Source organism: Herbidospora daliensis (genome assembly GCF_001570585.1).
GTDB classification, from domain to species: domain Bacteria; phylum Actinomycetota; class Actinomycetes; order Streptosporangiales; family Streptosporangiaceae; genus Herbidospora; species Herbidospora daliensis.
The window spans coordinates 237930-250409 of sequence record NZ_BBXF01000005.1 but is presented as its reverse complement, the minus strand read 5'-3'; the positions used below and the strand labels follow the sequence as shown (position 1 = coordinate 250409).

Genomic DNA, 12480 nt, shown 5'->3' with positions numbered 1-12480 from the left:
CGTCAAGGACACGTCAAGATTCCGGACATCTCGGTGGACCGCCGATAGCGTTCCGACCTGTGCCGATACGGGCCGTGGTGCTGGGGTTCGCCGTTGTCGTGGTCGCCGGAACCGGCTGCCTGATGTTGCCGGGCGCGACCGCCTCCGGCGCGTCGGCCGACTGGGTGACCGCATTGTTCACCTCCACCTCAACGGTGTGCGTGACCGGGCTGGTCGTGGTCGACACCGGCGCCTACTGGTCGGTCTTCGGCGAGGTGGTCATCGCCGTCCTGATCCAGGCCGGCGGGCTCGGCATCATGACGCTCGCCACGGTGCTGACGCTTCTGGTCTCCAGACAGCTCGGCCTTCGTGCCCGGATGGCCGTCCAGGCGGAGACCAAGGCGCGGACGATGCTCGATCTGCGGAAGGTCGTGCGCTGACGATGCGGTTCGCACTCGGATACGACTGGTCCATCGGAGACGCTACATATCTGGGCCTGTTCCACGCGGTGTCGGCGTTCAACAACGCCGGGTTCGCGTTGTGGCCCGACAGCCTCGTGCGTTTCGTCGCCGATCCGTGGATCTGCCTGACCGTCGCCGCTGCCTCCATCGTCGGCGGGCTGGGTTTTCCCGTGGTGTTCGAGCTGCTGAGAGGTCGTCGGCCACGGCAGTGGACGATGCTGACACGGGTCACCGTGTCCGTCACCGTTTTCCTGCTGGCCGCCGGGACGCTGGCCTTCCTGGCCGTCGAATGGCACAACCCCCAGACGCTCGGCCCACTCGGTGACGGCGCGAAGCTGCTGGCCGCCTTCTCCGCGGCGGTCATGCCGCGGACCGCCGGGTTCAACAGCCTGGACGTCGCGCAGATGAGCGATTCGAGCTGGCTGATCACCGACGTGCTGATGTTCATCGGCGGCGGCAGCGCCGGAACCGCCGGAGGAATAAAGGTCACTACCTTCGGCATGCTGGTCTTCATCGCGTGGGCGCACTGCCGAGGTCGCGCGAGCGTCGAGATCGGGCACCGCAGTCTTCCCGCCGACACCCAGCGCCAGGCCGTCGCGGTCACCGTGCTCAGCGCCGGCCTGGTCGCCGTGCGTGTACGCGCTGCTGCTGTGGTCTGCGCACTCGCTGGACCGGGTGATGTTCGAGGTCGTCTCCGCCTTCGGCACCGTCGGGTTGTCGACGGGCATCACCGCCGGCTTTCCCACGGCGGGCAAACTCCTTCTGGTGGCTCTGATGTTCGTCGGCCGGGTCGGGCCGCTCACGCTCGGGGCGGCGCTCGCGCTCACCAGCCGTCCGCGTCGTTATCAACTTCCCGAGGAGCCGCTGTTCATCGCCTGACGGCCACCGACTCCAAGACCTTGATCGCGGCGGCGACCCCATTCTCCGCCCGCATCGCCTCCTCCAGAAGGCGGGCGCGCTCGGCGAGCCCGGGATCGGTGACCGCCCGGCCGATCGCCTCGCCCAGACCGTGGGCGGTGAGGCGGCGTTGTGGCTGGGGTTCGGGCGCTGCTCCGGCCGCGTGGACCCGGGCCGCCCAGAACGGCTGGTCGGCGACGAACGGGCAGATCACCTGAGGTCGCCCGGAGGCCAGCGTGGCCCCGGTCGTGCCGCCTCCGCCGTGGTGCACCACCGCCGCCATGCGGGGGAACAGCCAGTCGTGCGGGGCCTCGTCGAGCAGCATGACGTTCGGGGGCAGGTCGGCGACCCTCATGCCGCCCCAGCCCGACACCAGGATCGCCCGCACCCCGGCCAGCCGGATCGCCTCCAGCACGACGCGGCCCAACCGCTCGGGGTCGGTGCCCGCCATGCTGCCGAACCCGATGGACACCGGAGGCGGGCCCTCGTCCAGGAAGGCCGCCAGTTCGGGGGACGGCGTCCAACCGCTGGATGCCGGCAGGTACCAGAAACCGGTGGTGTGCACCCAGGCCGGATAGCGCGGGTCGGAGGGCAGCAACCGCGGGCTGAAGGCTTGGAACACGGTGGCCGGGCCGCCAGGCTGCCGGAGCGGATCGTGGCGGCCGCGCCGCCGGGGCAGCTCCAGCTCCTTTTTCCTGACGGCGTCGGTGACGCCGGCCAACGACCGCAACATCAGCTTGATCGGCCAGTAGCTGGCGCGGTTCAGCGCGCGTGGCAGCGGGACGGGCAACATCGGGTTCGGGAACGCGCTGGTCGGCACCCAAACCGGTTGCAGGGCCACCGGCACCGAGGGCACGCCGAGCTTCTCGGCCACGTGGTGGCCGGGGATGCCGAAGCTGTGGACGACGAGGTCGGCTCCCTCGCGGCTGGTCTGGGCCATGTCGTGGATGACCTGCCCCATCAGGGGCTTGCTGCGGCGCATGACCCGCAGGGCGGTTCTCATGCCGTGCGGCCCGCGGTAGTTCGTCTCGATGGCCTCGCGGATCTCCGGCTCGTCCATCAGGGTGTTCGGGCCGTCGTGCAGCGGCTGGAACGGCAGGTCGTAGCGGCTCGCCAGGGACGCCGACGCCGCCGGGGCGGCCAGCACCGCCTCGTGCCCCGCCTGGTGGAGAGCGTGGGCGAGGGCGGCGAAGGGCTGCACGTCGCCGCGGGTGCCGTGGGTGAGGATGAGGACCTTCATCGGGATTCCCGTTCCTTCTTGACGGCGTCCCAGGCGGTCAGCGCGCGTGCGTCGGCGAAGACGCCGCGGGTGAGCATCTCGACGACGACCCGGGAGTAACGCAGGGTCGCGTCCATGCCGTGCAGGTCGTCGACGTCCAGTGCCCTGGCCAGATGGCTTTCCAGGATCAGCGGGGCCAGCAGCCAGGAGACGTAGAGGGCGGCGCGGGCCTGCGGGTCCTCCGACGGCTGGGCCCAGCCCTCCAGGGTTCCTTCGGCCAGCCAGGCTCCGGTCAGGGTCACGATCTCGTCGAACAGGGCGGCGGCGTCGGCCGAGCCGTCGACCAGAGCGCGGGCCAGGTAGCGGCGGACCGGAGCGGCCGCTTCCAACATCGCGGCCAGGCCGGAGGTGTCGGACAACACGTCGGGGTCGGCGCCTCTGATCACCGCCACGACGTGGGCGTCGCAGGCACGGCGCAGGCCCTCCTTGGAACCGAAGTGGTGCAGCACCAGGCCGGGAGAGACCCCCGCGGCAGCGGCGACGGCCCGCACGCTCACCCCGTCGGGGCCGTCGGCGCCGAACAAGTCCAGGGCGGCGTCCCGGATCCGGGCGCGTGCCGTCAGGTCATCGGTTGAACGCATGTTCAGCATGCTAACCAGATGTTCAATCGGTTGCCCGTAGGGAAAGCGTCAAGAATCCCGCGATGGGCGTATTGATACGATCAGGGAAGGTGTGCCGGGAAGTCTGGTCGGCGGAAGTTGTCGCGTTCCTCCTACCAGAGTGGAGTTCCATGCCCGGCACCCAGATCCGTCGTGCCCCTCGTTTGTTCGACCGCAGCACCTGGCCCGAGGCCAGGCGGATCGCCGACATCCTGCGCAAGGAGACCATCGGCGGCGCGTTGCTGCTGGCGGCGGCCCTGGCCGCGATGGTGTGGGCCAACTCCCCATGGGCGCAGGCATACCGGGACCTCGGCGCGGTCGAGGTCGGCCCCGCCGCGCTGCACCTGGACCTCGACCTGGCCACCTGGGCGGCCGACGGCCTGCTGGCGATCTTCTTCTTCGTGGCCGGGCTGGAGCTCAAACGCGAGTTCGTCGCCGGGGACCTGCGTGACGTCCGCCGTGCGGCGGTGCCCGTGGCGGCGGCCTTCGGCGGGGTGCTGATCCCCGCCCTGCTCTACCTGGCCATCGCGGGAGAGGCCGGAGCACGAGGGTGGGCGATCCCGACGGCCACCGACATCGCCTTCGCCCTGGCCGTGCTGGCCGTCGTCGGCCGGAACCTGCCCGCCGGGCTGCGTACGTTCCTGCTGACCCTGGCGGTGGTCGACGACCTGATCGCCATCGTCATCATCGCCGTCTTCTACACCGCCCACCTGTCGGTCCTGCCCCTGCTGCTGGCCCTGGCGCCGCTGGTGGTCTTCGCCGCGCTGGCGCGGCGGCGGGTGCGCGCCTGGTGGCTGCTGCTGCCGCTGGCCTTCGCCACCTGGACGCTGGTGCACGCCTCCGGCGTCCACGCCACGGTGGCCGGGGTGCTGCTCGCGCTGACCGTCCCGGTGCCCCGCCGCGACGGCGGGGAAGGCCCGGGGCTGGCCGAGCACTTCGAGCACCGGTTCCGGCCGATCTCCGCCGGGATCGCGGTGCCGGTCTTCGCCTTCTTCTCCGCCGGCGTCACGCTCGGCGGCCTCAGCGGCCTGGCCGGCACCCTGAGCGACCCCATCGCCCTGGGCGTGGTCGCCGGTCTGGTGGTCGGCAAGCCGGTCGGCATCCTGCTGGCGACCTGGCTGGTGGCCCGCTTCACCCGGGCGAGCCTGGACGACGGCCTGGCCTGGATCGACCTGGTCGGACTGTCGGTGCTGGCCGGGATCGGCTTCACCGTCTCCCTGCTCATCGGCGAGCTGGCCTTCGACGGGCAGAGCGGGGTCAAGGTCGCGGTGCTGGCCGGGTCGCTGGCCGCCGCCCTGCTCGCCACGGTGATCCTGCGCATGCGGGCCCGCGTCTACCGGCGGTTACACGAGGCCGAGACCCGCGACTCCGACGGCGACGGCATCCCCGACTGCTACGAGTGAGGCCGCGCCGTCCCCAGCACGTGGGGGATTCGGCGGTAGGAGAACCGCGCCAACTTCTCGATCACGAAGCCCGCTCGTTCGATCGCGGCGACGGTGTCCCTGGCCGGGCGGCACCCTCCGGCGGCGGGTGACCAGATCGGCGTCACCAGCGTCTGGGCCATCGCGACCAGGGGGCTGGGCGATCGCTGGTGCTCGTAGAAACGCAGCCGTCCGCCCGGCCGCAGCGCCCGGCGGATCTCCTCCAAAGCCCGTTCGGGGCGGCGCGAGCAGCACAGAACCAGCGAGCAGATCACCGCGTCGCACGAACCGTCGGCGACCGGCAACCGGTCGAGGTCGCCGGTGATGATGCGCAGCGGAGTGGAGATCGTGGTGTTGCCGGCCGCCGCGCGCAGGAAGCCGTCGGGCTCGATGAGGATGATCTCCGCGACGGCGGGCGGATAACAGGCGAGCTTGACCCCGTCGCCCGCGCCGATCTCCAGGACGGTGCCGGTCAGCCCGGCCATCAGCTGTTCGCGCTCCGGCGTCGGCCGCAGCCGGTCGTGATGGCCGCTGCAGACCGGGCGGGGATGGTGGAACTGTTCCATTCCGCGTTGGCTCCGCACCCCTTCATAGTGCGGCCGGTGAGCCGTTTTCTCAGCCGGTCGGTACGCGACCATGACGCCCCGGTGTGATTTCTCTACGCGATCCCTACAGCAGGTACCGCAGCCACAGGTAAGGGGTGACCAGGGCGACCGTGACCACGGTGACGACCAGGCCGTACTTGGTGAAGGTCCAGAAGCTGATCGGCTGGCCGTTGCGGGCGGCGATGCCGATCACCACCACGTTGGCCGCCGCGCCGACGGCGGTGGCGTTGCCGCCCAGGTCGGCGCCGAAGGCCAGCGCCCACCAGAGCACCTGGGCGTGCTCGTTGCCGCCGTTGGCCTGGACAAGGTCGGCGGCGATGGGGCTCATCGTGGCGACGTACGGGATGTTGTCGACGATCGCCGAGATCCCGGCCGACCCCCACAACATGACCATCGTGGCCAGCCCCAGACGGCCTTCGGTCGCCTCGGTGGCCAGGCGGGAGACCTGGCCGATGACGCCGGTCTCGACCAGGGCGCCGACCATGACGAACAGGCCGATGAAGAACACCAGGGTCGGCCACTCGACCTCGGCGATGGCCTCCTCGGTGGTGACCTTCGTGGCTGCCACCAGGATGCCGGCGCCGAGGATGGCGACGACCGAGGGCTCGTAGTGGAGCACCGGGTGCAGCACGAACGCCACCAGGACCAGGCCGAGAACCACGAGGCTCTGCCAGAGCAGCCGACGGTCGGAGATCGCCTCGCGTTCGTCGAGCTGCATGATGTCGGCGGCGCGGCGTTCGTCGTACACGAACGCTTTTCTGAACAGCACCCGGCACAGGCCCAGGAACACCAGGACGAGGACCACCACCATCGGCGCCATGTGCACCAGGAAGTCGTTGAACGACAGTCCGGCCCGGCTGGCGATGATGATGTTCGGCGGGTCGCCGACCAGGGTGGCCGCGCCGCCGATGTTGGAGGCCAGCGCCTCGGCGATCAGATACGGGACCGCGGACAGTCCGAGCCGGGCACAGACCAGGAACGTGACCGGGGCGATCAGCAGCACCGTGGTCACGTTGTCGAGCAGCGCCGAGGCGCCCGCGGTGATCAGGACGAGCAGGACCATCAGCCGGTAGGGGCGGCCCTTGGCGCGCTTGGCCGCCCAGATGGCCAGGTATTCGAAGACGCCCGTCTGTTTCAGCACGCCGACGATGACCATCATGCCGAGCAGCAGGAACACGACGTTCCAGTCGATGCCCGTCTCTTCGGAGAAGAACGCCGCCCCCGCGTCGGTGGCGTGGATCCCCAGCATGATGCCCGCACCGCCGAGCGCGGCGGCCACCCGGTGGACCCGCTCGGAGGCGATCAGGGCGTAGACGCCCAGGAAGACCGCCAGTGACACCCAGGCGAGCGCGCTCACGCGCCGGAGACCCGGTCGAACAGCACCGTGAGAGTGATCGCCCCGAGATAACGATCCCCTTCCACGACGGCGATCAGCGGACTGCGGGTCCGGGCCATCAGCGCCGCCACCTCCAAGATCGTGGCCTCGGGGTCGATCACGGGGAGTTCTCTCGGCTGGGGCGGCAGCGCATCCCGCACGGTTCGGTCGCCGACGTCGTCGAGGAAACGGTCAGCGTGTGCCTCGTCGACGACGCGGGCCAGCGCAGGGTCGTCCTGGCAGTAGCCGGGCACCGCGAGCGCGAGGACCTGGGTCCCCGGCAGCACGCTGTGCGGAAGCCCGTCCTCGTTCAGCACGATCAGCCCGGCCAGGTCGAGCTCGGCCATCAGCCGGGCGGTTTCCCTGATCGGGGTGTCGAGGGAGACGGTGGGGAAGTCGGTGAGCAGATCGCGTGCACGCATGGCGCTGGGCCCTTCGAAGACGGCAAAATCGCGCCGACCAGACTTCCCGGCTCACCAGGCACGAACTCTAACAACTGGTAGCGGAAAAGGCACCGGCAAGGTGCATCAACGAATGTCCACACGATCTAGAAGCATCCGCGCCGAACTCTCGGCTCTCGCCGTCTTCTTAAGAAGCCAGAGAACATGCCGTCGTATTGGGCTATGTGAAAGGCATCTGTCACCGCACGACAAGGGATCGGAAGACGATCCTTAAGCGAACCCTCGATAGCTCGACCGGCCTCAACTCCTGTGCGACACCGAGGTGCAGCTGAGGCCCACCGCTGATTTCTGCACTCATCCTCCCCGGAGGCCAGTACACCGGCACCTACACGATCCCGGCTGGCCAGACCACGACGCGCTTCTGCATCGCCTGGGCGATCAGCGCGGCGCGCTTGTCGGCCTGCTCGGTGAAATGCAGTAGCCAGCGACAGGTGCGCCCGTTTCGGGGGCGGCCTGACGGTGCCTGCGGGCCTGGTCCTTACAGGCCTCGCAGCAGTAGCGGCTCGGTTTGGTCTTCGGCTTGGGCAGGGGCCGCGGCTGCCCATCGGGGGTCTCCCGCAGCTCGGCGCACCCGGGATTGCCGCATCGCCCATAGGGAGCACCCGAATCCGTGCTCGATTTCAGATCGAGACCCAGCCCGGGTTCCGCATCCCACGGATCATCCTCAGTCGACGGATCCCTGTCATTCCTTATCGGAGGTCAGAGACCGGTCCGTGAGCACCACGGACACCCGACCGAATAGGGGCATGAAAGCCGCATGTAGGACGAGACCGGACCGCTCGCGCTCCCGGAGCCGCACCGAACCGGCGGCGGGCATCCACTCGCCCCCGCAGCCGGGCCGCAGGATGCCGGGGGTGGCGTCGCGCACACCGCGGCCGACTACGTCCTCAGCGAGGCGGCCCGGGCGCTGCCCGCCACCGGTCACACGCTGGCCGAATACACCGCGGCGCTGTGCGCCGCCGACCAGGCACCGACCAGTATCGAGCAGGCCATCGCCGCCATCCGCACCATGCACCGGCTGTCCGGACACCCTGGCCAGCCCGCCACCGAGGCCGCCCGGCTGGCCCTACGCACCCACATAAGACGCCGCGCCACCAGCGGAAACGTCCGCCGCCAGGCGCCGCCGCCGACCATCCCGGACCTGCGCGCCATGATCGACGCCTGCGACCTGACCAGCGTGATCGGGCTCCGGGACCGGCTGCTGCTGGTGCTCGGGCCGGCCCTGATGGGCCGCCGCAGCGAACTCGTCGCGCTACACCGCGCCGACGTCCGGGAGGTCCCCGACGGGCTGGAGGTGCGAATCGCCATTTCCAAGACCACAAGGACTCGGCCGGGCAGACCATGGCCATCCCGAGCGGCAGCCACCCGCTGACCGACCCGGTCGCTGCCTGGCGGGACTGGCTACAGGCCCTGGACCAGGCCGAACAGCATCGCGACGACGGCCCTCCAGGCACCGCACCGTCGGCCCCTCACTGACCGGCGACTCGGTGAACGTCATCGTCGGCGATCTCGCCGTCCGGGCCGGGGTTCCCAACGCCGAGACAGCCACCGCGCACAGCCTGCGCGCCGGCGGAGCGACCGTCGCCTACGCCGCCTCGGTCATCGCCGCACACGGCCGCTGGGCACCCAACTCCCCGGTGGTGCTGAACTACATCCGCGCCGTGGACCGCTGGCGCGACAACGCCATGCGCAACGTCGGCCTCTGACCAGGGAAAACAGACTCAATCTCGGCTTGGCCACGCAGTCTCATCGATGTCGGCCGCCGCTTCGTTGTGCCAAGAAGTCCGCGCATCCAGTGTCAAAGGTCCGCGTTCGACAGACGCTTAGCGATCATTTGGTGCCACTTTCACTGGGCCGGGACATGTTCCGTCTCGCTCAGCACTGGATGAGCAGGCCGACTCCCGCCAGGATGGCCACGGTGACGGCGAGCGCCGCGATCAGTATGAAGAAGCGTGGGTCGGGTGCGGACAGGTGGCGGGGTGGTGACCCTCCGTGCGCCTGTTAGCGGTGGCGGTAGGCGTACGCGCCGAGCAGCACGGCGATGGCCAGGCTAAGCGCCCCCGCCGCCAGCAGGGCGTCATTGCGCCCGACGGTCAGTATCACCAGGTCGGCCACCAGCGCGGTGGCGGCCGCCAGGCACCGGTTCTGGGTCGCCTGACGTGCCCGGTTCTGAGCGTCATCGACCGGCAACCATGGTGTTGTCATTCTCAGCCTCCCTGATATGGGGCGGAGCACCCGCGAGCGAGTCAATGGCATAGGTCAGCGCGTCCAGCCCGGTCAGTGCGGTGTGGACGAGGACGGCATTGGTACTCCTCCAGCGCGCCAGCACGCTCCCTGTTTACTCTGCGGCGGCGGGAGTCAGCTGGAGGTGGGGCGTACGGACGGCTTTGCGGGCCGGGGCGAGGGCGGCGGCGAGGGCGGCTCCGAGCAGGAGGAGGGTCAGCGCGGAGAAGCTGTGGATGTAGCTGGAGTCGTACGGCAGGCCGGAGGGCTGGAGGTGGCTGGTGACCAGGAGGCTGGTGATCGCGGTTCCGATGGCGCCGCCGACGGAGCGGAGGTTGGCGTTCATGCCGGTCGCGGCGCCGGTCTGCTCGGCAGGTACGCCGCCGACGATGAGGTTGGCCATGGATGCGAAGGCGAGACCGACGCCGAGGCCGAAAACGCCCGCCGCGACGGCGATCTGCCACTCCTGGGTGTGCCACAGGGCGAAGATGGCGCAGGCGACTGCGGCGGAGACGGCCCCCGAGATCAGCAGGCGTCTGGCGTCGACCTTGGGTTCCAGGCGTCCGCTGACCACACCGGCGACGAACATCGCGATCAGCATGGGCAACATGAGCAGTCCGGACGTGGTGACGCTGGCGCCGAATCCGTAGCCGGCGGAGCGGGGTGTCTGTACGAAGCCGGGCAGGAACGACCAGACCGAAGACATGCCTGCGCCGAACAGCAGAGCGGCGGCGTTCGTGGTCCACACGGACCGCACGCGCATGATGCGCAGGTCGATCAGCGGGCTGCGGGAGCGGGACTCCGCGAACAGCCACAGGGCGAAGAGCACGACGGCCGCGGCGAACAGCGCGATCACAGCAGCGGAGCTCCAGCCCCACCGGCTGCCGCAGCTGACCGGCAGGAGCAGCGCGACCAGCCATCCGGACAGCAGCACCGCGCCGGACCAGCTGACCCGTCCCTTCGCCCGTCGGGGCGACTCGGGGACATAGCACAGGGCTAGCAGGGCGGTGACGGCGACGATGACGACGGGAAACCAGAACAGCCAGCGGTAGTCGAGCCCGGCCACGATGGGACCGGCAGCGACTATGCCGACGCCGCCGCCGGCGGCGATCACGGCGGACAGGTTGCTGATGCTGCCGCTGACCCTGCCGGGTTCGAACTGGTCGCGGATGATGCCGAAGGACAGTGGGAACACCGCGCCTCCGGCGCCCTGAATGATGCGGGCGATGATCAAGACGCCGACGTTCGGAGCGAGGGCGGCGAGCAGACAGCCGGCGAGGACGGTCAGCAGCACTGCGACGAGGGTGCGCTTCTTGCCGGCCAGGTCGCCGACCCGGCCGATGATCGGGGTGCACACCGAGGCGGACAGCAGGTAGGCCGTCATTACCCAGGTGGCGGTGGATTGGGAGGTGTGCAGTGCGTGTTGGATAGTCGGCAGAGCCGGCGCGATCAGTGACTGCAGCATGGAGAACACGCCCGCCCCGCTCGCGAGGACCGCGAAGATGAGGCGGGTGGACTTGCTGGGCATGGGGTTGTCTCTCCGGGGAAACGGGGGCGTCTTGACGACGGCGCGGGACAGGTCGCGGGTCTCGCGCATGCGGGTGGCACGCCGGTACAGCGATTGCGGGGAGCGGTCACGGCCAGGAGGTGGGGCCTGCCGACCGCACTGCGGGTGGTTCCGGCCCGGTAGGTCTGCGCCTCTCCGGTCGGCTACGGCTGCCGGAGCCGGGTGATGGACTTGTGCTCGATGTAGCCGGTGAGTCCGACCTTGCCGTACTCGCGGCCGAGGCCGCTGGCCTTGTAGCCGCCGAAGGGGCCGTCGAAGCTGATGGGCGAGCCGTTGAGGGTGATGGTTCCGGTGCGCAGCTTGCGGGCGACGGCCAGGGCGTGCTCGGGGTCGGCGCTCCAGATGCCGCCTGAGAGGCCATATTCGGAGTCGTTGGCGATGCGGACGGCGTCGTCCTCGTCGTCGTAGGCGATGACGGCCAGGACCGGGCCGAAGATCTCCTCCTGGGCGATGCGCATGGAGTTGTCGACGTCGGCGAAGAGGGTCGGGGTGACGTAGTTGCCCTTTTCCAGGCCCTCGGGGACGTGCGGGCCGCCGGTGACCAGGCGGGCGCCCTCCGCTATGCCGATGTTGATGTAGTCGATGACGCGCTGCTGCTGGTCGGGGCGGATCATCGGGCCGATGAAGGTGTCGGGGGCGGAAGGGTCGCCAACCTTCAGCGATTCGACCATGTCCTTGAGCGCGGCGACGACCTCTTCGTAACGCTCGCGGGGGACCAGGATGCGGGTCTGCAGGATGCAGGCCTCGCCGTTGTTGCCGAGTGAGCCGAAGCGCAGGCCCTGTACGGCGGCGTCCAGGTCCGCGTCCTCCAGGATCAGAGCCGCGGACTTGCCGCCCAGCTCCAGGCTGACCCGCTTGAGGTGCTCTCCGGCGATGGAGGCGATGCGCCGGCCGGCACGCGTGGAGCCGGTGAAGGCGATCTTGTCGACGTCCGGGTGGGAGACGAGGTGCTCGCTGGTCTCGCGGTCGGCGGGAAGGATGCTGAGCACGCCCGCGGGAAGCCCGGCCTCGTGCCACAGGTCCGCCAGCAGCATCATGCTGAGGGAGTTCTCCGGGGAGACCTTCAAGACAACCGTGTTGCCGGCCAGCAGGGCCGGGATCAGTTTGGCGGTGGCGGCGGAGAACGGCGAGTTCCACGGGATGACCGCGGCGACCACGCCGATCGCCTCACGCCGCACGATGGTGTCGAAGGCCACCGACGGGTCGGAGGGTTCGATGACCTCCTCCCAGCCGAACTCCTCGGCCGCCTTGAGATAAGCGTTGACCTGGCGGGTCAGGAAGGGCTGGCCGACCTTGGTGAACCAGCCGGCCGAGCCGTTCTCGACGGAGATTGCCGCAGCGACCTCGTCGGCGCGGGCGGTGCGCAGGGCGTCGTAGCGCCGGATGATCTCCTGCCGCTCCTCGGGCGTGGTGCGCGGCCAGGGGCCGTGGTCGAAGGCCTCGCGGGCCGCGGCGACGGCCGCGTCCACGTCGGCGGGTGCGGCCTGGGCCACGCGGCCCAGCACCGACTGGTCGTGGGGGGAAAGGATGTCGAGCAACTCCGGGTTGCTGGGGGTGACCCAGGAGCCGCCGATGTAGAGCTTGTCGCGAACAGTCATGTCTGTCGATCTCTT

Annotated in this window: 13 protein-coding genes and 1 pseudogene; 6 read left to right on the top strand and 8 right to left on the bottom strand. The window is 69.9% G+C overall.

What is annotated here, in order from left to right; translation table 11 throughout:
- Positions 1–59 precede the first annotated feature (59 nt).
- The 3 genes and pseudogenes from AW274_RS43040 (at position 60) to AW274_RS43030 (ending at position 1319) form a co-directional block, all read left to right on the top strand.
- Positions 60–419, top strand: coding sequence for a hypothetical protein (locus AW274_RS43040; protein WP_369408665.1), 360 nt, complete (start codon positions 60–62; stop codon positions 417–419).
- Between the two features lie 2 nt (positions 420–421).
- A pseudogene (locus AW274_RS43035) lies at positions 422–886 on the top strand (potassium transporter TrkG); the annotation flags it as partial.
- 187 nt (positions 887–1073) lie between these two features.
- Positions 1074–1319, top strand: coding sequence for a potassium transporter TrkG (locus tag AW274_RS43030; protein WP_369408664.1), 246 nt, complete (start codon positions 1074–1076; stop codon positions 1317–1319).
- Here AW274_RS43030 and AW274_RS24415 read toward each other — a convergent pair.
- Both AW274_RS24415 and AW274_RS24410 read right to left on the bottom strand, forming a co-directional pair.
- A complete protein-coding gene (locus AW274_RS24415) occupies positions 1309–2577 on the bottom strand; it encodes a glycosyltransferase (RefSeq protein ID WP_062436626.1) in 1269 nt (422 codons plus the stop codon). The genes AW274_RS43030 and AW274_RS24415 overlap by 11 nt on opposite strands.
- On the bottom strand, positions 2574–3197 hold the full coding sequence (locus AW274_RS24410; RefSeq protein ID WP_062437917.1) for a TetR/AcrR family transcriptional regulator: 624 nt from the start codon (positions 3195–3197) through the stop codon (positions 2574–2576). Before AW274_RS24410 ends, AW274_RS24415 begins: the two co-directional genes overlap by 4 nt.
- Positions 3198–3346: 149 nt before the next feature.
- On the opposite strand from AW274_RS24410, the gene nhaA reads away from it, so the two are divergent.
- A complete protein-coding gene (gene nhaA, locus AW274_RS24405; RefSeq protein WP_062436624.1) occupies positions 3347–4618 on the top strand; it encodes a Na+/H+ antiporter NhaA in 1272 nt (423 codons plus the stop codon).
- Here the strand turns inward: nhaA and AW274_RS24400 are convergent.
- The 3 genes from AW274_RS24400 to AW274_RS24390 form a co-directional block, all read right to left on the bottom strand.
- Positions 4609–5202: a class I SAM-dependent methyltransferase gene (locus tag AW274_RS24400; RefSeq protein ID WP_062436622.1), complete on the bottom strand. Its 594-nt coding sequence runs from the start codon at positions 5200–5202 to the stop codon at positions 4609–4611. The two genes, nhaA and AW274_RS24400, sit on opposite strands and share 10 nt — an antisense overlap.
- Before the next feature lie 103 nt (positions 5203–5305).
- Complete coding sequence (locus tag AW274_RS24395; RefSeq protein WP_062436619.1) at positions 5306–6598, bottom strand: ArsB/NhaD family transporter; 1293 nt, start codon at positions 6596–6598, stop codon at positions 5306–5308.
- On the bottom strand, positions 6595–7038 hold the full coding sequence (locus tag AW274_RS24390; RefSeq protein ID WP_062436617.1) for a CBS domain-containing protein: 444 nt from the start codon (positions 7036–7038) through the stop codon (positions 6595–6597). Before AW274_RS24390 ends, AW274_RS24395 begins: the two co-directional genes overlap by 4 nt.
- A gap of 1048 nt (positions 7039–8086) precedes the next feature.
- Between AW274_RS24390 and AW274_RS40550 the strand changes: the two genes are divergently transcribed.
- Both AW274_RS40550 and AW274_RS40545 read left to right on the top strand, forming a co-directional pair.
- Positions 8087–8449, top strand: a complete 363-nt coding sequence (locus AW274_RS40550) for a site-specific integrase (RefSeq protein ID WP_157520697.1) — start codon at positions 8087–8089, stop codon at positions 8447–8449.
- 115 nt (positions 8450–8564) lie between these two features.
- Positions 8565–8783 carry a site-specific integrase gene (locus AW274_RS40545; RefSeq protein ID WP_157520696.1) on the top strand — a complete coding sequence of 73 codons (219 nt, stop codon included), beginning with the start codon at positions 8565–8567 and terminating at the stop codon, positions 8781–8783.
- A 295-nt stretch (positions 8784–9078) separates the two neighbouring features.
- Here AW274_RS40545 and AW274_RS24370 read toward each other — a convergent pair whose 3' ends face one another.
- The 3 genes from AW274_RS24370 to AW274_RS24360 form a co-directional block, all read right to left on the bottom strand.
- Entirely contained in the window at positions 9079–9282 is a 204-nt protein-coding gene (locus AW274_RS24370) for a hypothetical protein (protein ID WP_157520695.1), read from the bottom strand.
- A gap of 133 nt (positions 9283–9415) precedes the next feature.
- A complete protein-coding gene (locus AW274_RS24365; protein ID WP_198169384.1) occupies positions 9416–10897 on the bottom strand; it encodes an MFS transporter in 1482 nt (493 codons plus the stop codon).
- 113 nt (positions 10898–11010) lie between these two features.
- The gene (locus AW274_RS24360) at positions 11011–12465 is read right to left on the bottom strand and encodes an aldehyde dehydrogenase (protein WP_062436609.1); all 1455 of its coding nucleotides are present in this window, start codon (positions 12463–12465) and stop codon (positions 11011–11013) included.
- Positions 12466–12480 lie beyond the last annotated feature (15 nt).

Coding starts and splice junctions, on each gene's coding strand:
- AW274_RS24390 (WP_062436617.1), bottom strand. CDS start 7,038: ATGCGTGCACGCGATCTGCTCACCGACTTCCCCACCGTCTCCCTCGAC.
- AW274_RS24370 (WP_157520695.1), bottom strand. CDS start 9,282: ATGACAACACCATGGTTGCCGGTCGATGACGCTCAGAACCGGGCACGT.
- AW274_RS40550 (WP_157520697.1), top strand. CDS start 8,087: ATGCACCGGCTGTCCGGACACCCTGGCCAGCCCGCCACCGAGGCCGCC.
- AW274_RS24365 (WP_198169384.1), bottom strand. CDS start 10,897: ATGCGCGAGACCCGCGACCTGTCCCGCGCCGTCGTCAAGACGCCCCCG.
- AW274_RS24415 (WP_062436626.1), bottom strand. CDS start 2,577: ATGAAGGTCCTCATCCTCACCCACGGCACCCGCGGCGACGTGCAGCCC.
- AW274_RS24400 (WP_062436622.1), bottom strand. CDS start 5,202: ATGGAACAGTTCCACCATCCCCGCCCGGTCTGCAGCGGCCATCACGAC.
- AW274_RS24360 (WP_062436609.1), bottom strand. CDS start 12,465: ATGACTGTTCGCGACAAGCTCTACATCGGCGGCTCCTGGGTCACCCCC.
- AW274_RS24410 (WP_062437917.1), bottom strand. CDS start 3,197: ATGCGTTCAACCGATGACCTGACGGCACGCGCCCGGATCCGGGACGCC.
- nhaA (WP_062436624.1), top strand. CDS start 3,347: ATGCCCGGCACCCAGATCCGTCGTGCCCCTCGTTTGTTCGACCGCAGC.